The organism is Ferruginibacter sp. (assembly GCF_028288465.1).
Classification (GTDB): Bacteria; Bacteroidota; Bacteroidia; order Chitinophagales; family Chitinophagaceae; genus Ferruginibacter.
This window is the reverse complement of record NZ_JAQBNR010000024.1, coordinates 20377-39212: the sequence shown is the minus strand read 5'-3', so window position 1 is coordinate 39212 and position 18836 is coordinate 20377. Positions and strand designations below refer to the sequence as shown.

Here is an 18836-nt window from a genome sequence, read left to right as displayed (position 1 = left end):
AGCATAAAAATTGGATAGTTACCGGCATCTCCCAAATTTTTGTTCCCATTTACAGCTTCATAACATAATCCCTGTTAAATTCGCAGCTATTTATATTTAACCATGAAGAAATATTTTTTGCTTCTTGCCATATTGATTGCCATTAAAACATCAGCACAAAAAATATACGGCACTGTCTTCAATGCAAAGGGCGACCTGCTGCCTTATTCTTCTATCACCATTAAAGGTACTACCAACGGTGCCAGCGCTAATAACAGGGCTCGTTTTGCATTTAATGTAACACCCGGCACTTATACCATCGTTTGCCAGCACGTTGGGTATACTACGCAGGAAAAGGCAGTAACTATCAATTCACACGATGAAGAATTGGTTTTTATTTTGGCCGAACAAAAACTGGTAATGAAAGAAGTGGTCGTAAAAAGTAATGGTGAAGACCCTGCCTACCAGATCATACGCGAAGCCATTAAAAAAAGACCCGGTTATTTTAAACAGGTAAATGCATTTACCTGTGACCTATATGCCAAGGATATGATTAAACTGCGGCACCTGCCAACAAAAATTTTCGGCAGAAAAATTCCGGATGCAGACCGCCAGGAAATGATGCTGGATACGCTGGGCGTGGGTATTATTTATTTATCGGAGTCGGTGGCAAAAGTGGCTATTCAGCAACCTGATAAATTTAAAATGCAGGTTGTCAGCAGCCGCGTGAGTGGCAGCAGTGGCTTTGGTTTCAGCTTTCCAACGTTTATCAGTTTATATCAAAATACCGTAACCATTTTTGCAGAACAACTTAACCCAAGAGGCTTTATCTCGCCCCTTGCCGATAAGGCCATTAGTTTTTATAAATTTAAATTTTTGGGTAGCTTTTGGGAAAACGGTAAAGAAATCAACAGCATCCGGGTAACACCCCGCAGGGATTATGAGCCGCTTTTTTCCGGTATCATTAATATCACGGAAAACGATTGGCGCATTCATAGTTTTGATTTAAAGCTTACTAAAAAATCACAGCTGGAGATTATTGATACGTTGCAGATAACACAGTTTCATGTGCCGGTAAATGATGAAGTGTGGCGGGTAAAAAATCAGTTGCTGCATTTTAATTTTAATAAGCTGGGGATTGATGCAATTGGCAATTTTGTAAATGTGTACACAGATTATAACGTAGCTCCCAATTTCGCTAAAAATTATTTTGACAGAGTAATTATTAAATATGATACCAATGTAAATAAAAAGCCCGCTGCTTACTGGGACAGCATCCGACCTGTGCCACTGGAAAAGGAAGAGGTAAAAGATTACCTGGTGAAAGACAGTTTATTTGAGCGCCAAAAAGATTCTGCTATCAGCAAAACGGCGATTGATTCTTTAAAGAAAAAGCAGGGGAAGGTTAAAGTGCTGGACGTTTTCTGGAGCGGTATCAGTCGTACGCATTACAGCAAATTGCACACTTATAACTGGGGCGTAAATTCACTGTTAAAGAACATGGAATACAATACAGCAGAAGGGTTGGTGCTGAATGTTGGTGGTTATTATGAGAAAAATCTGCCGGCTGCCAGGCGGCTGACTGTAATGCCCAATATCCGCTATGGTTTTAGCAATGCCCATTTAAATGCATGGACAGATATTACACTTCGCTCAAGAGACATGGAATTGGATAAAAAAATAAAGCGGGAAGAATGGGCTTTTTCAGCGGGTAAAAGAGTAAGCCAGTTTAATAAAGAAAGTCCGATTACGCCACTGGTCAACAGCATCAGCACCTTGCTGTATGGCGATAATTTTATGAAGACTTATGAAAATATTTTTGTTGCCACCGGCTTTACCAAACGATACGAAAGTGGTTTACGTTTTAGCATAAAGGCATTGTACGAAGACCGGATACCATTGAACAACACTACTAAATTTACGGTGTTTAAAAGAGACAGCGTTGATATAACCCCCAATTATCCGTATGAAAAAATAGCCACCCAGTTTAACCGTTACCAGGCGGTAATAGTAAGTACCGACATTAGTTATAAGCCCGGTCAGCAGTACGTGCAATTTCCATATCGCAAAGTTGCGATTGGATCAAAGTATCCTACTTTCACCTTGAACTATACCAGGGGTTTGAATAGTATTTTTGGCAGCGATGTAAACTTCGATAAATGGAAATTCAATGTTGCCAATGATAATAATTTTAAACTTTGGGGCTTGCTGAAATACAATGTCGGTCTCGGCGGTTTTTTGAATAACAAAACAGTTTACATCCAGGATTACCAGCATTTTAACGGCAACAGAAGCACGCTGGCCGCGGAGTACTTAAACAGCTTTCAGTTGTCTTCTTATTATGCCAACAGCACAACGGCTAAGTTTTATGGAATGGCACATATCGAACATCATTTCAATGGATTGCTCACCAATAAAATTCCTGGGTTTAATCAGTTAAACTGGAACCTGGTAGCAGGTACCAACACGTTTTACATAAACCAGCTCAGCAATCACGTTGAGTTATTTATCGGACTTGAAAATATCCTGAAAATATTCCGGGTAGATTTTATTACGGCCTTTGAAAACGGTGGCAGAAGACGCACAAGTGCCATCAGCATAGGTTTTGGCGGTTTGCTGGGTGGTACTATCAATAAAGTCGTGAATACAGACAAGACGAACGGGTTTTAAAATCTTTGTACCGCAGATTACAAATAGCCTCATTTAATTTATCTTTGCGCCGCAATTTGGTTTGCCCTGCAAGCATCCAATCTTTCAAAGATTTCCCGAAACAGCCGGGATCAAATTAAATTATATGGCCGTATTACACAACCGGGTTTCCCAGGAGGAGCTCAAAAAACTACTGTACCAGGAAACTACTCCCCGTACAACCATTTCCTTCTATCAATATTTCACAGTCGATGATCCGCAACAATTCCGGGACGAATTGTACATCCACCTCAATGCATTAAAAGTATTTGGCCGCATTTATATTGCCAAAGAAGGCATCAACGCCCAGGTAAGTGTACCATTTGATAATGTGGAAGCGTTTAGAAACTATCTCTATTCCATTGCACCACTGAGTGGCCTGCGGTTGAATATCGCGGTGGATGATGACGGGAAATCTTTTTGGGTTTTGAAGATTAAAGTTCGCCAAAAAATTGTAGCAGATGGTATCACCGATCCGGCGTTTAGTATGGAAAATAAAGGCCGCTATGTGAATGCCATACAGATGAATGAATTGCTGCAGGATGAAGATACGGTAGTGATAGATATGCGCAACCATTATGAATATGAAGTGGGCCATTTTGAAAAAGCCATCGAAATACCCAGCGATACTTTTCGTGAACAGTTACCGATGGCAGTAGATATGATGCAGGATAAAAAAGAAAAAAATATCATCATGTATTGCACCGGCGGCATCCGTTGCGAAAAGGCCAGTGCTTATATGTTACACAACGGGTTTAATAACGTATTTCACCTGGAAGGCGGCATTATCAATTATGCAAAACAGGCAAAGGAAAATAATTTAGACAGCAAATTCATAGGTAAAAACTTTGTGTTTGACGACAGGCTTGGGGAGCGGATTACCAACGATATTATTGCCCGCTGTCACCAATGCGGCGAACCTGCAGATACCCACACCAATTGTAAAAATGAAGCCTGCCATTTGCTCTTTATACAATGTGCGGCCTGCGCAGAAAAATATGATGGTTGCTGCAGCGAAGGTTGCCAGGCGGTGTATAACCTGCCAATAGAAGTACAAAAAGAAATGCGCAAAGGCATCAAAAAGGGAACAATGATTTTCAATAAAAGCAAGCAGCGGTTAAGGCCAAGGCTGGATGAAAGAAATGCTAAGGGCTAAAAGAACAAAACTAAGGGCTAACTACAATCTTCAATGTCTCGCATCCAATGATGATTAAGTGGATGAACTTCAGGCAGAAAATAAAATACTCCCTGAACTTTAGCAAGAGTTTTAAAATCAGTAAAGAACAAGTCTGCTTGCGGGTAAAAGCTGCATTGTGCTTTCGGCTTTCAGCTTTCCGCCTTTAAAAAATCCACTTAATACATACAGGGTTAGCCACTTCAATGCGTTTGCCCGTGTCCGATAGTAAGCCTGTTTTTCTGTCAATTTTAAAGATAACAATGTTGTCGCTTGCCTGGTTGGCTACCAGTAAAAAATTGCCTGAGGGATCAAAGTTAAAATTGCGGGGCGTTTTACCTAAGGTAGACTGGTAGCCTGCTAATGCCAGTCTACCTGTTTTTTGATTAATGGAAAAAATAGTAATGGTGTTGCCATCGCCCCGGTTGCTGCAATACAAAAATTTGCCATCAGGCGACACATGAATATCTGCTGCGCCAACGTTTCCTTTAAAGTCCTTGGGGATGCTGCTGATAATTTGTAATTGCTTTAATAAGCCATTGTTATAGGCATAAGCTACCACGTTACCCGACATCTCTTCCATCAGGTAAGCAAAGTGATTATTGGGAGCAAAATCAAAATGCCTTGGACCGCTTCCCGGTGCGGTTGCGGCAAAGGAAACCGTTGCAGGCCGAAGATATCCTGTGTTATTATTTAATCGATAAATCATCACCTTGTCGATGCCAAGGTTTGGCACAAATAAATAATTATTATCCGGGGATAAAACAGTTGAATGCACATGTGGTCCTTCCTGCCTGTCTTTGTTGGGGCCGGTCCCGGTATGTTGTATTGTTTGGCTTGCGGGCTCTATATCGCCGCTCTGTTTTACTGGAAATACTGATAAAGTACCGCTGGAATAATTGCCGGCAAAAACCCACTTGCCCGATTTGGTAACTGACACATAACAGGGATTTGTACCACCAGATAACTGCGTACTCATAGCATTGAGTTTTCCATCTGCAAATGAAAAAGCGGTAACGCCACCGCCAACAACCGAACCCGTTGTATCAGCAGTTTCATTAACTGCATACACTGTTTTTTTATTTGGGGCAACGGCGAGGTAGGAGGGGTTTTTTGTTTTAGCTACACTAACTAAATCAGCAGTTGCATTTTTTTCATCAAAAGAATATACATAAATGCCTTCCGATTTTCCGGAGGTATAAGTGCCTACAAGCAGGTAAGGCTTTTTTTGAGCCACTATAATTTGGGTAACAAAAAGACTAAGCAATACTATTACAAAACGCATGGTATCTTATTTAAAATAGAAGATGATTGTTGATGATTTTTTAAGCTGTTATTTCTTGCAAAGCATCAGTGATACGGTTAAAAGTTTCGGTGTCGCTCAAAGTTTCCGGCACAAATTTTTCACCAATTACTTTTTCATACAACTCAATGTAACGGTTGCTGATGGTAGTGATCCAATCATCTGTCATTTCCGGAACGGTCTGTCCCTGTTTGCCCATAAAATTATTTTCAATCAGCCATTCTCTCACGAATTCTTTGCTCAGTTGTTTCTGCCTTTCGCCCGCTGATTGTCTGTCTTCATATCCATCTGCATAAAAATAACGGCTGCTGTCAGGCGTGTGTATTTCATCCATCAGGTAAATTTCATCACCGATTTTACCGAACTCATATTTGGTGTCAACTAAAATCAAACCCTGTTTAGCTGCCAGATCTTTGCCCCTTGCAAACAGCGCCCGCGTGTACTTTTCCATTACTGAATAATCAACTTCGGAAGCAATGCCTTTTTTAATGATGTCTTCCCGGCTGATGTCTTCATCATGCCCGACATCCGCCTTTGTAGAAGGCGTTATAATAGGTTCAGGAAAAAAATCATTTTCTTTCATTCCTTCCGGCATAGTTACACCGCATAAAATTCTTGTACCACTGCTATAAGTACGCCAGGCGTGGCCTGTGAGGTTTCCGCGGATTACCATCTCTACTTTAAAGGGAACACATTTTTTACCGATAGCGCAATTGGGCGCTGGTGTATTCACAAGCCAGTTGGGGCAAATATCAGCTGTTGCCTTTAGCATGTAAGCAGCTATTTGGTTTAATACCTGTCCTTTAAATGGGATGGGTTTCGGTAGTATTACATCAAATGCAGATATCCGGTCACTGGCTATCATTACCAGCCATTTATCATCAATTGTGTAAACATCTCTTACCTTTCCGCTGTAGAATTTTGTTTGCCCGGGAAAATTAAATGTTGCCATTCGGCTAAATTACAGGCAACTCGTCTAATCACCCAATTTACCCTTAAATAAAATTTCAACATAGCGTGCCAAATAAAATTTCAACACCATAGTAACAATGCTTATTTTGCCCGATATTTACTAACTAAACAATGCTATATGAAAAAATGTGTAACCTATATTTGCGCTATGGTGCTAATTACGCTTGTTACCATGCCTGCCCTTGCCCAAACCAATACCATCACCGGCACTATTTTTAACAAGGTAAATAATGAGAGGCTGTCCGCCGTATCTGTGCTGGTAAAAGGGTCAGATGCAGGAACTTTTTCTGACGATAAAGGAAATTTCAAAATCTCTGTAACACAGAAATTACCTGTAACGCTCATCATATCTTCCGTAGGATATGGCCTGAAAGAAGTGGAAGTTTCCGGCACAGAACAATCAATCACCATCAAGCTGGAGCCAGCCAATTCATTGGGGCAGGAGGTAGTGGTATCTGCCTCAAGGGTGCCACAAAAAATACTGGAATCACCTGTTTCCATTGAAAGATTAAGCGCTTCCAATATACGCAATGCTCCATCGGCTAACTTTTACGATGTGGTAAGTACTTTAAAAGGGGTGGATGTAACTACCTCATCACTCACCTTTAAAACACCTACTACCCGTGGTTTTGGCGGCAGTGGTAATGTAAGGTTCAATCAATTGGTAGATGGTATGGATAACCAGGCACCGGGATTGAATTTTTCAGTAGGTGCCATTATTGGTTTAAATGAACTGGATGTGGATAATATTGAATTGCTGCCAGGTGCTTCCTCTGCTTTATACGGCTCAGGTGGTATGAATGGGACCATGCTGATGACAAGTAAAAACCCATTTAAATACCAAGGTTTATCTTTTATAGTGAAAGAAGGAATTATGCACACAGATGGCAGCGAAAGATCACCCGCTCCCTATCACAACTGGGCTTTAAGATGGGGCGTAAAAGTATCTGATAAATTTGCCTTTAAAATAACCACGGAATTAATACAGGCTAAAGACTGGATAGGCACCGACTATAGGGATTACGACCGGTCAAACGGAAAGTTAAGGGCCGGCACAAGAGCCACCGATCCTAACTATGATGGCGTGAACGTTTATGGCGATGAAACAACTGCAGATATCCGCCAGGTATTAAATGGCGTGGCAGGACAAGCGCCGTTTTTAGCGCCGTTCATTGGTACTCTTACTTCGCAACCAATCAACGTATCCCGTACCGGTTATACCGAACAACAGATACTTGACCCCAACACAGTGAATTTTAAGCTTGGCGCTTCGCTTCATTATAAATTAACGCCTGGTACAGAAGCAACGCTGGCCGGCTATTGGGGCACAGGAAACACGGTTTATACCGGCGCTTCAAGATATTCCATTAAAGATTTTAAAATGGGCCAGTACAAACTGGAACTGAACAACAAAAACTGGATGCTGAGAGGGTATACCACGCAGGAAAATGCGGGTGAATCTTATAACCTTGGAGCAACCACGCAGAATTTTAATGAAGCATGGAAACCAAGTGGCGGCTCCACGGGCTGGTATGCGCAATACGGGCAGGCTTTTTTGGCAGCTAAATTAGGAGGTGCTACAGATGCGGATGCACATACAGTGGCCAGGGCAACCGCGGATGTGGGAAGACCAGTGGTAGGAACTTCCGAATTCAATGATATTTACAACCGGGTGCGCAAAATACCCGTGCCGAAGGGAGGCGCATTATTAGACAGAACAGATTTATATGGTGCAGAAGGCAGCTACAATTTAACTTCTTCCGCAAAGTCTTTTGCAGACATCATCGTAGGTGCCAATTACAAAAGATATGTATTGAACTCGCAGGGAACATTGTTTGCAGATACAGCGGGAACAATCGGTATCAACGAAATGGGCGCATTCTTACAGGCGTCCAAAGCCATTACCCCCGGTATTAAATTAACAGCTTCCGGCAGGTATGATAAAAACCAAAATTTTAAAGGCCGGTTTACGCCAAGAGTTACTGCTGTGATTAAAGCAGGAGAAAACAGCAATTTCCGGTTGAGTTACCAAACAGCTTACCGTTTTCCTTCTACCCAAATGCAATGGATTAACCTGGACCTTGTTTCCTACAAACTGATCGGTGGCAATGAAGCCTTTAAAAATATTTATCATTTTGATTCCAATCCTGCTTATGACAGGGATTCGTTAAAAGCGGGTAAAACGGTGCAGCAAAACTTTGCCACGTTAAAACCAGAAGCCATCTCTTCTTTTGAAGCCGGATACAAGGGGCTGATTGCTGATTCGAAATTATTACTTGACATTTATAGTTACTATGGTCAGTACACCAATTTCCTTGCGAGAAAAGTAGTAGTTCAATCACGCACAGGCGCTCCGATTACGCCGGCTGATGCAGATGCAGGGCAGATTTATTCTGTACCAATTAATTCCACATCGAAAGTTAAAACCTACGGTTTTGGTATTGGCATGGATTATAAAATTAGCCGCAATTATTCGCTGAGTGTAAATGCCGCTTCTGATAATTTAACCGATGTGCCAACCAATTTTATTGCGTCTTTCAACTCACCCAAATATAAACTGAACGCCACTTTTGCCAACAATGGTTTTGGAAAAAACAACAGGCTCGGCTTTGCTGTTGCTTATCGCTGGCAGGATGCGTTTTATTTCCAGGGAGATTTAGCTAACGGCAATTTACCGTCTGTACAAACGGTGGATGCGCAAGTGAGTTATAAAATTCCTTCATCAAAATCTATTATTAAGTTAGGGGCCAATAACCTGCTCAATCAATATTACTACAATGCAGTTGGTAACAGCCGCATCGGTGGATTGTATTACCTGAGTTTCGGCTATAATGTTTATTAATAACAACCCCGCATTTATAACGTAATAAAAAATTAAACTTTTTGTATGAAATACATTACCCAAATATTGAAAAATAATTTGTTGCACTTAGTAGCAGTCATGCTGATATTAGCTTCCTGCAACAAAGATGTGGAGCAGTTTACAGAAACACCGGTAACGCCCCCAACGGGGAAAGCATTGGGAGAAACCATTGCTGGTACCGCAAGCGACAGTTTGTATTACCGTCTAATTTCAAGAGCGGGACTGGTATCTACCATTAACAATAAAGCTACCAGTTATACCATGTTCGTACCGGACAATAATGCTATGAAGGTTTTCATCAATGCAATCTCCGGAGGGCTGGTTCCATTACAAGCGCCAGATGCAGTTTTTTCAGGCTTTATAAGTACCAAAATTCCGGCGGCAGCAGCGGCTGGCATTGTTAGTTATAACATTACTTCACAAACCTTGCTTTCTGGAGGCATTCCTGCTACTTTTCCCAATTTGCAATACCCCACAATTTTAAATCCGGCACCGTCTGTAAGTGCTTTATTAAGACTTACCACTTTTCCAACAACCCGCAACGGTGCATGGTTAAATAATATTCCGCTGACTTCGGTTGATATGGCGGCAGCCAATGGCGTTATACATCATACAGCGCTTGTTGTTACACCACCGCAAAAATTTCTCTGGGATAGAATCAGTACCGATACTGCTTTAACCTATTTAAAAGCAGCTATTAACCGTGCTGACAGCGGCACCGCTGCGCCGGGAACGTTGCAATCGGCTTTACTGAATATTGGTGCTAATCTTACCGTATTTGCACCAACTGACGCAGCCTTTAAAGCCACCCTTACGGGTGCTATATACAAGGGGTTGTTGCCACAAGTAATTCAGCAGTTAACAGCAGCATACATGGGCGGCGGAATGAGCCAGGCTGATGCAGCCGCACTGGCAGCAACCAATGCGCCACCAATTGCAATCGGACAGGCAACAGCACTTGCTTCTACACCGGATGTGTTTAGTAATCCGCTGCTGTTTAGTGTTTTAACAGCACAGACAGTTAAAGGCATTGTAGTGTACCATATTCTTGGTACTAGGGCTTATACAAATAATTTCCCCACCACTACTACCAATTATCCAACGCTGTTAAATGGAGCTGTAGCTGCACATCCTGGTGTTGGATTAACTGCTGTGTTTGGTGTTCCGTTTGTGACCTCCGCAACAATTAAGGGGCTGGGTAATGCCACTGCAGCAAATTTGATTATCAATGCTTCGCCTTTGTTGCCTGACCCTGTAGGTACAAGTGATCAAAACTATTTAAATGGGGTGTTACACAAAATAGACCAGGTATTGCTTCCGCTTCCGTTATAACTCTTTCAATAAAAATATTCAAAAGGGCTTCAGTTGTTGAGGCCCTTTTTAATGCAAGCAATTTGTAGTTATTTTTTGTCCGGGCCGGGAAGCTGTGTACAACTGCGGTGGCGTCGCACTCTTTTACTTTACCACTTTATTGAGCTTTTATTTTTGCGAACAAGAGATGACACCTCTTCTTGTTGTAAATCCATTTATGGTCGCTGAATAACCTATGTTGGTCCACCGATAAATTTTAATGCCGGAGTCTAAAAAAACAACTGCTTATCAGACGAAATTAGAAACTTTCCCAAAAGGTATAATGTAAAAGAGGGCGATGCAACGATGTTCCGCATAGCTTCTTAGCCCGGACAAATTATTGATACTCCATTCCCGCCGTGAAACTTTACTACAGCTGAGATATTTTCAAACTAACTCTCTTAGGGGATAGGGGCTACACATTAAACCTGAAATGCATCACGTCGCCATCATGCACTATGTATTCTTTTCCCTCAATTCTTAGTTTGCCGTTTTCCCTGCAGGCAGCCTCTGATTTATAGGTAATAAAATCATCGTAGGCGATTACTTCAGCTTTGATGAAACCCTTCTCAAAGTCAGTATGGATAACGCTTGCAGCCTGCGGTGCTTTCCAGCCCTGGTGGATGGTCCAGGCCCTTACTTCCTGTACGCCGGCGGTAAAATAAGTAGAGAGGTTGAGTAGTTTATAGGTGGAATGAATCAGCCTGTCCAATGCAGGTTCTGTCATTTTATACTCTTCCATAAACATGGCTTTATCTTCCGGATCTTCCAGTTCTGCAATTTGCGATTCAATGGCATTGGTCATCACAATTACTTCGGAGCCTTCTGCTTTTGCGGCAGCTACAAGTGCATCAGAAAATTTATTTCCGGTATGCATGCTGGCTTCGTCTACATTGGCTACATACAGCACGGGCTTATCACTTAAAAAGAAGTTTTCAGCAATGGCCTCGTTTTCGTCTTTGGTTAAACCCATGGAGATAATGCCTTTGCCTTTGTTTAAATGCTCTTTGCAGCGCAGCAGTACATCGTATTCCAGCTTTAATTTTGCATCGCCTGTCTTCAGCATTTTTTCTGTACGGGCAAGTTTTCTTTCAACACCATCCAGGTCTTTCAACTGCAGCTCTGTTTCAATAATTTCTTTATCGCTTAATGGATTGATGGCGCCTTCATCCCTTAAAATATTTTCATCTTCAAAACAACGTATCACATGTATGATGGCATCCACTTCGCGGATATTGGCCAAAAATTTATTGCCCAGGCCTTCGCCCTTGCTGGCGCCACGCACAAGGCCGGCGATATCAACAATTTCAATTTGTGTAGGAACGGTGCGTTGAGGTTGCACCAGTTCTGCAAGCTTATCCATTCTTGGATCGGGCACATTTACAAGACCTGTATTGGGCTCAATGGTACAAAAGCGGTAATTGCTGGCCTGCGCTTTGGCACTATTACTTACAGCATTAAATAAAGTTGATTTTCCTACATTGGGTAACCCCACGATACCTGCCTTTAAAGCCATGTTGTTAATTATTTTTGGTTGGTTGATTGCTGTTACTCTCCGCTGTATCATTTGTTTAAACAATGATGATCAGGCTGTTTAGTACAACAGAACAAATTTTCAGGCTGCAAAGGTAAGGTTTGCAATCAAATTTTGGGTTTCGGGATAAAACGCTAATTTGTGATCATGGTAAAATGGTAGTCATCAAAACGGAAAACCTTTATCAATACTCAAAAGCAAATTATTAATTATCCATTATCATTATGGCATTAAGCAGAATCTGGTCGGCTTTTATCATTATTGCTATCACGGTAGCGGGCATTAAATGTTTTTTCTTTGGCGACGCCCAGCTGTTTGCCTGGATGGTAAGCGGTAAAGCCAGTGATCCGCTGAATCCGCTTAAACTGGACGGTATTATTGAAACCTGCTGGGTTGCAGTAGATATTTGTCTTAAGCTGGTGGGTATACTGGCACTGTTTATCGGCTTTATGAATATTGCCGAAAAGGCTGGCGGAATAAGGCTTTTATCCCGTATTGCCGGTCCCTTCTTTTCTAAACTTTTTCCTGAAATACCCAGGGGGCATCCTTCCATGGGGCATATGATTATGAATTTTTCTGCGAATTTGTTGGGCCTTGATAATGCTGCAACGCCATTTGGTTTAAAGGCCATGGAAAGCCTGCAGGAGCTGAACCCCGATAAAGAAGTAGCCTCCAACTCGCAGATCATGTTTTTGTGCCTGCATGCCGCCGGGTTAAATTTAATTCCGGTGAGTGTAATTGCTGTACGGGCGGCACAACATGCCTCGGACCCCACCGATGTTTTTTTGCCCTGTATGATTGTAACTTTTGTGGGTACCATGGCCGCCATGATCATCGTATCCTTCAGGCAAAAGATTAATCTATTTCAGCCTGTAATATTGGCCTGGGTGCTGGGCATTTCTGCGGTTATTGCTTTGCTTGTATATTATGTTACCAGGCTGGATGCTGCTGGCATTCAGTTGTTTTCCAGTAAATTAAGCAATGGTATAATTTTGCTGGTATTTTTGCTGATAGTGCTGGGGGGCTTGTACAAGAAAATTGATTTGTTTGCTGCGTTTATAGACGGGGCTAAAAACGGGTTTGATACAGCTATCAGAATTATACCTTATATATTGGGGATATTGGTTGCAGTGAGTATGTTACGTACCAGTGGCACATTTGATGCGGTTATCAGTGGAATGAAACATTTTTTTGCCCTGCTTGGTGCCGATACCCGCTTTGTAGATGGCCTGCCAACAGCATTGATAAGGCCTTTAAGCGGCGGCGCAGCAAGGGGCATGATGGTGAGTACAATGACTACTTTTGGTCCTGATTCGTTTGCCAGTAAATTGTCGGGTATTTTTCAGGGCGCATCTGATACCACTTTTTATGTGGTGGCGGTTTACTTTGGCTCCGTGAGTATAAAGAATACCCGGTATGCTATAGGATCTATGCTGATAGCCGATTTAGTGGGTGTGATCACGGCGATCATTTTGTGTTATTTGTTTTTTGGCAATAGCATGTAGACGACGTTTTAAGACGCTTCCTTTTTATAACAGTTTAAAGCCTGTCAGCATTGTTAATTGCTGCCAGCCTTACTTTTTTTTAACGGCGTTTATGTCTTTTATTTTTGTGTTTCGATTTTGGCTGGACCTGTGCACTTTTATTTAAAAGAGCTGGTTGTTGAATGGTTGCAGGTACGCCATTTATAGGCAGCAAAATCTCTTTTACTTTTGAATTCTCAGTTTCATCTTCTTCGCTACCTCTGCCATTGTAGTCGCCGAATAAATTGGCCAATTCCTTTGCATGGTAAATATTACTGTTGTATTTATTACCAATAACAATAATGGCGACCGAATCGGGCAGCAAGCGAAGGAAGGCTGCATTACTGCCATGCCACCATCCATTGTGGTAAATGGTTTTTTTGCCGTTGGGAAAAATGTTCATCCTCCAGCCAAGGCCATAATTTTTTACGCCTGCTTTTTCATTGCTGTAAGGTGTATAAGCCTGCTCCAGTGTTTGTTTTGTAAATAGCTTACCGCCGGTCAGTGCCCTGTCCCACTTTAATAAATCTCTTGGTGTGGTATAAATATTTTTATCACCATATACGCCGTCTAAAAATCCAAGGGGAATCTGCCGTCCACGCCAGTCGTAGCTGGGGTTTACTTTAGAAGTATCCAGGCTGTTAAATAAAAAGGTATGTTTCATTTGCAGCGGTAAAAAAAAAGTTTGCTGCAGGTAATTCGGAAAATTGGTGCCACTTATTTTTTCCACAAGTAAAGCAAGTAAAGCATAGTTGGTATTGCAATAAGTAAAATGGGTATTTGGAGTTGCAATATTGGTGAGCTCTGCCTTGCGGGTGATTAAATAATTTAAGACATCTTCGTTTTTTATCAGTGTTTTTTTGTCCCATCCAAGTGTTTCCATAAAATACAAATAATTTGGCAAACCACTCCGGTGATTTAACAAGCTGCGTACAGTTACTCCAGGGTAATTAAATGCTGGAAAGTATTTGCTGAATTCATCATCAATATTGAGTTTGCCATCCTGCCATAATTTTAAAACAGCCATAGCAGTAAATGTTTTTGATACGGATGCTATGTGAAAAGAACTTAATGAATCGATGGGCTCCTTGCGGTTTATATGTGCATTGCCATTGTATGCTTCAAAAACAATATTGCCATTTTTGGCAACTACAATGCCCCCGTTAAAACCTCTTAATTTCAGTGCACTGTCGTACCATTGGGCGCAACCATCGTAAAGCCGCTGTGCTTCTGCTTTTGAGAGGGGTATGGGAGCGGCGCTGAGTAACAGGCCGGTCGAATCTTTTTCAATTACCGCCGTTTTAGGAGCCGCGGAATTGCATGCCGTAAAAAGTAATGGCATCAGCAAAATTGAATAACGTATATGGTTGCCAACAACCGTCGACAGATTGTGGCAGGAGTATCTTTTTAATGCGATCATAAAATATTAAGAAATAGATAGAATATATTTGTGCAAAATAACAAGTAAAATTCATGGCAGAGAAAAAATTAACAAGTTATCCAAAAGAGAAAATTAATATTCTTTTTTTGGAGAATATAAGTGACGTTGCAGTAAAATATTTTAACGATAAAGGTTATGCCAACGTTCGTAAATTAAACGGAGCATTGAGCGAAGAACAACTGATTAAAGAAATAAAGAATGTGCACCTGGTGGGCATAAGAAGCAAAACTAAATTAACAGCCAAAGTAATTGAAGCTGCTGAAAAATTACAAGCTATCGGATGTTTTTGTATTGGTATTAACCAGGTAGATCTTGCTTCGGCAACAGGGCATGGTATTGCGGTTTTTAATGCACCTTACAGTAATACAAGAAGTGTTGCCGAACTGGTGATAGGTTCGTCTATTATGCTGATCAGGAAGATCATAGATAAAAATAAAGCCGCCCATGAAGGTACGTGGAACAAAGATGCAGCAGGTAGTTACGAATTGCGGGGCAAAACACTGGGAATCATTGGCTATGGCAATATTGGCAGTCAGCTGAGTGTATTAGCCGAAGGCCTGGGAATGAAAGTAATTTTTTATGATGCCGAAACCAAGCTGCCATTGGGTAACGCAGAGCCTAAAAAAACACTGAAGGAATTAGTGTCCGCAGCAGATATAGTATCGCTGCATGTGCCCGAAACAGCGAGCACAAAAAATCTGATCAATAAAAATATCCTGAAGTCGTTTAAAAAGGGCAGTATATTGATTAATTATGCCAGGGGCGAAGTGGTTGACCTGGATGCATTGGCGAAAGCCTTAACAGACGGGCAATTGAGTGGAGCCGCCATTGATGTGTTTCCCTGGGAACCCGAAAAAAACGGCGACAAATTTACGAGTCCGCTGCAGGGTTTAAGCAACGTGCTACTTACCCCGCATATCGGTGGCAGTACGCAGGAAGCGCAGCATAATATAGGCGATGACGTGAGCAGCAAGTTATTTAACTACCTGGAAAAGGGAGTTAGTTTTGGATCGCATACGATACCTGCGTTGAGTTTACCGCCACAGGAGGGAACACATCGCATATTGCATATCCATAGAAACGTTCCGGGAGTATTGTCTGAAATAAATACTCAGCTCTCCAAACATAAAATCAATATCCTCGGGCAATATTTAAAAACCAATGATGCCATTGGTTATGTGGTGCTGGACGTAGACAAGAGTTTAAGCAATAACGCACTCGCCTTGCTGAAAAATGTGAAGGACACCATTAAAGTGAGGATGTTGTATTAGTTGGCAGCAGAAAAGGGCAAATTCAGCAGTTTTCGGTTTTTTTTAGAACATAATAGTTACGCATGTCGGATGAAATAATAAAAAATTTACTGGAGGCGCTTGAAGTATCGCCTGAAAATGTACCATTGCGTTTGCAGGTTGCGGGCATGTTGATGGCTGAAAAAAAATACGACGAAGCAACAAGGCAATACCAGGATGTTTTGCAGCGAAGCTATGGAAATGCAAAAGCCCAGGCAGGGCTTGCTGCGGGTTATTATTATCAGCAAAAATATTCAGCGGCCATTATCGTATATGAGCAAATGCAAAATGAGATGGGCGTAGCCGACCAGGTGCTATACATTAAGTCACTGATAAAAGAGGGATCAATGGAACAGGCGCTCAATAATTATCAGCAAGTGCTGGCGTTAAATCCCGGGTTTACGGATGAAGAAATTGACAGTCATTTGCGCATGCCTTCTGCAGGCAATTCAATGGATGACGATCTTGATTTTCTGGATGATGAGGAATACCTGATGGAAAAGCCTTCGCTCAGATTTAAAGATGTGGGCGGAATGGAAAAAGTAAAAGAAGAAATTTCTATCAAAATCATTCAGCCATTAAAAAATCCGGAACTCTACAAAGCATTTGGAAAAAAGAGCGGAGGCGGAATTTTATTATACGGCCCCCCCGGTTGTGGCAAAACATTTATTGCCAAAGCCACCGCGGGCGAAATAGATGCCCAATTTATCAGCATCGGTTTACATGATATTTTAGACATGTGGATAGGTAACAGCGAGAAAAACCTGCATGAGATTTTTGAAATGGCACGGCGTAACAAACCCTGTGTATTATTTTTTGATGAAGTAGATGCCATGGGGGCGAGCAGGAGCGATTTAAAACAGTCTGCCATGCGCCATGTTATTAACCAGTTTTTAGCGGAGCTGGATGGTGTAAGCAGCGACAATGAAGGTGTGCTGGTATTAGCGGCCACCAATGCGCCCTGGAGTGTTGATGCGGCTTTCAGGCGGCCTGGACGTTTTGACCGGATAATCTTTGTAGCGCCCCCGGATGAGGCAGCAAGGATAAATATGCTGCAAACAATGCTGCAAGCAAAACCTGTTGGCGAAATAGATGTGAAAAAGATAGCTGCTGCAACAACCGATTATTCAGGTGCTGATTTAAATGCCGTGATTGATATTGCGGTAGAAGAAAAGCTAAGGGAATCGATGAGTAAGGGAAGCATACAGGTGTTAACAACCAAAGATTTATTATCGGCTGTTAAGCAGCACAAACCAACTACTTCAGAATGGTTTGCATCCGCACGCAACTACGCCCTGTATTCAAATGAGTCGGGTTTATATGATGATATATTGAAGTACCTTAAGATAAAGAAATAACGCAATCTTAAGCATAAGGCTAAAAGCCTAAAGCATAAGGCAAAAACAAATGGACAGGCTTTCAATAAAATTAGCTCTGGCTTTCAGCCTCCAACCCGCAAAATGAAGTTATGGATCCATACATCGAAAGAGCTTCGCTGCTTTTAAGACAAGGTCGTGTAAATGATGCTATTACCCAGTTAAAAAATGCCCTTCAGCAAAACCCCGATAATGATGAAGCCCTGGCCTTATATGCCCGCTGCTATTTTGATAAAAAGGAATTTGATGAAGGAATTAAGACCACCCTTCGTGCAATCGCCATTGATCCTGCCAATCATTATTATTATTATTTACTTGCATTCGGTTACTACCGCAAAAATGATAATCCCCGAGCCATTGAATACCTGCAAAAATCTATCGAACTTAACCCCTGGTTTTGCGAAAGCTATGGTTTGCTGGCACTTGTGCTGATTGAAGATAAGGCATTTGATAAGGCATTGCTGAAAGCCAATGAAGGGCTGGAAATTGACCCTGAAAATATTACCTGCCTAAATGCGAGAAGCGTTGCGCTGAACAAATTGAAACGGACTGATGATGCCATTGCTACCATGCAATATGCATTATCGCAGGATCCGGATAATGAATTTACGCATTCTACCGCCGGATGGAATTACCTGGAAAAGGGAAAAAATAAAGTGGCTGCCACACATTTCAGGGAAGCCCTGCGCATCAACCCCAATAACATCAATGCAAGGCGGGGATTAAAAGAAGCGCTGAAATCATTAATACCACCATACCGCTGGTTGTTGCAATATAGTTTTTGGTTAAACAACAAAGGCAAAAAGATGCGGTGGGTTATTCCTGTCGGCTTGTATGTTTTGGTGCGGCTATCTGCTTCACTTTTACAATCGAATGCCGCTACACAAACCGTGGGTGCGGTGCTGATCGCCCTTTATCTTGTGTTTGTATTAACTACCTGGCTGATACATCCGCTGGCCAATTTTTTTCTTTTATTTCATAAGGATGGAAAACATGCAGTAGATGCAACCGAGAAATGGACGGCTCTCACGGTAGTAGGATCACTGGCAACTGGAGTGACTGTATTTTTAATCGCCTGCATAATTGTTCCCGGAGAGATATATCCGCCGATGCTGGTTGCAGCGATTGCATTTTGGGCCATGGCATTGCCGCTTGGCAATATTCAATACCCGCTTTCTTTTAAAGCCTATACTGGTAAAAATAAAATAGCGATGGTATTAGTTGTGCTGGGCATACTTACAGTAATCGCTGCATTTATCAACCTGGATGCAGCCATTATTATAGGCACCGTATTTATCGTACTGTTTGTGATCAACAGTTGGGTAACTGTTTTTCGGTAGCTAT

Annotated in this window: 12 protein-coding genes; 8 read left to right on the top strand and 4 right to left on the bottom strand. The window is 41.8% G+C overall.

Features of this window, described 5'->3' with window-relative positions; translation table 11 throughout:
• Positions 1-102 precede the first annotated feature (102 nt).
• Both JWR61_RS12090 and JWR61_RS12085 read left to right on the top strand, forming a co-directional pair.
• Complete coding sequence (locus JWR61_RS12090; protein WP_301928064.1) at positions 103-2649, top strand: DUF5686 and carboxypeptidase regulatory-like domain-containing protein; 2547 nt, start codon at positions 103-105, stop codon at positions 2647-2649.
• Positions 2650-2773: 124 nt separating this feature from the next.
• Positions 2774-3823 carry a rhodanese-related sulfurtransferase gene (locus tag JWR61_RS12085; RefSeq protein ID WP_301928063.1) on the top strand — a complete coding sequence of 350 codons (1050 nt, stop codon included), beginning with the start codon at positions 2774-2776 and terminating at the stop codon, positions 3821-3823.
• 184 nt (positions 3824-4007) lie between these two features.
• On the opposite strand, the gene JWR61_RS12080 is transcribed toward JWR61_RS12085, so the two are convergent.
• On the bottom strand, positions 4008-5126 hold the full coding sequence (locus JWR61_RS12080) for a lactonase family protein (protein ID WP_301928062.1): 1119 nt from the start codon (positions 5124-5126) through the stop codon (positions 4008-4010).
• Positions 5127-5166: 40 nt separating this feature from the next.
• Positions 5167-6096: a phosphoribosylaminoimidazolesuccinocarboxamide synthase gene (locus JWR61_RS12075; RefSeq protein WP_301928061.1), complete on the bottom strand. Its 930-nt coding sequence runs from the start codon at positions 6094-6096 to the stop codon at positions 5167-5169.
• A gap of 138 nt (positions 6097-6234) precedes the next feature.
• Here JWR61_RS12075 and JWR61_RS12070 point away from each other — a divergent pair, with 138 nt between their 5' ends.
• Entirely contained in the window at positions 6235-8958 is a 2724-nt protein-coding gene (locus JWR61_RS12070; RefSeq protein WP_301928060.1) for a TonB-dependent receptor, read from the top strand.
• Between the two features lie 45 nt (positions 8959-9003).
• Complete coding sequence (locus JWR61_RS12065; protein WP_301928059.1) at positions 9004-10311, top strand: fasciclin domain-containing protein; 1308 nt, start codon at positions 9004-9006, stop codon at positions 10309-10311.
• 433 nt (positions 10312-10744) lie between these two features.
• Here the strand turns inward: JWR61_RS12065 and ychF are convergent, their stop codons facing one another.
• The gene (gene ychF / locus JWR61_RS12060) at positions 10745-11845 is read right to left on the bottom strand and encodes a redox-regulated ATPase YchF (protein ID WP_301928215.1); all 1101 of its coding nucleotides are present in this window, start codon (positions 11843-11845) and stop codon (positions 10745-10747) included.
• Between the two features lie 242 nt (positions 11846-12087).
• Here ychF and JWR61_RS12055 point away from each other — a divergent pair, with 242 nt between their 5' ends.
• Entirely contained in the window at positions 12088-13368 is a 1281-nt protein-coding gene (locus JWR61_RS12055; RefSeq protein WP_301928058.1) for a nucleoside recognition domain-containing protein, read from the top strand.
• Between the two features lie 79 nt (positions 13369-13447).
• Here JWR61_RS12055 and JWR61_RS12050 read toward each other — a convergent pair whose 3' ends face one another.
• Positions 13448-14728 carry a serine hydrolase gene (locus JWR61_RS12050; RefSeq protein ID WP_290336039.1) on the bottom strand — a complete coding sequence of 427 codons (1281 nt, stop codon included), beginning with the start codon at positions 14726-14728 and terminating at the stop codon, positions 13448-13450.
• A gap of 131 nt (positions 14729-14859) precedes the next feature.
• Here JWR61_RS12050 and serA point away from each other — a divergent pair, with 131 nt between their 5' ends.
• The 3 genes from serA (at position 14860) to JWR61_RS12035 (ending at position 18832) form a co-directional block, all read left to right on the top strand.
• On the top strand, positions 14860-16098 hold the full coding sequence (gene serA, locus JWR61_RS12045; RefSeq protein WP_290336038.1) for a phosphoglycerate dehydrogenase: 1239 nt from the start codon (positions 14860-14862) through the stop codon (positions 16096-16098).
• 62 nt (positions 16099-16160) lie between these two features.
• The gene (locus tag JWR61_RS12040; protein WP_301928057.1) at positions 16161-17474 is read left to right on the top strand and encodes an AAA family ATPase; all 1314 of its coding nucleotides are present in this window, start codon (positions 16161-16163) and stop codon (positions 17472-17474) included.
• 110 nt (positions 17475-17584) lie between these two features.
• A complete protein-coding gene (locus JWR61_RS12035; RefSeq protein ID WP_301928056.1) occupies positions 17585-18832 on the top strand; it encodes a lipopolysaccharide assembly protein LapB in 1248 nt (415 codons plus the stop codon).
• The last annotated feature ends 4 nt before the right edge of the window (positions 18833-18836 follow it).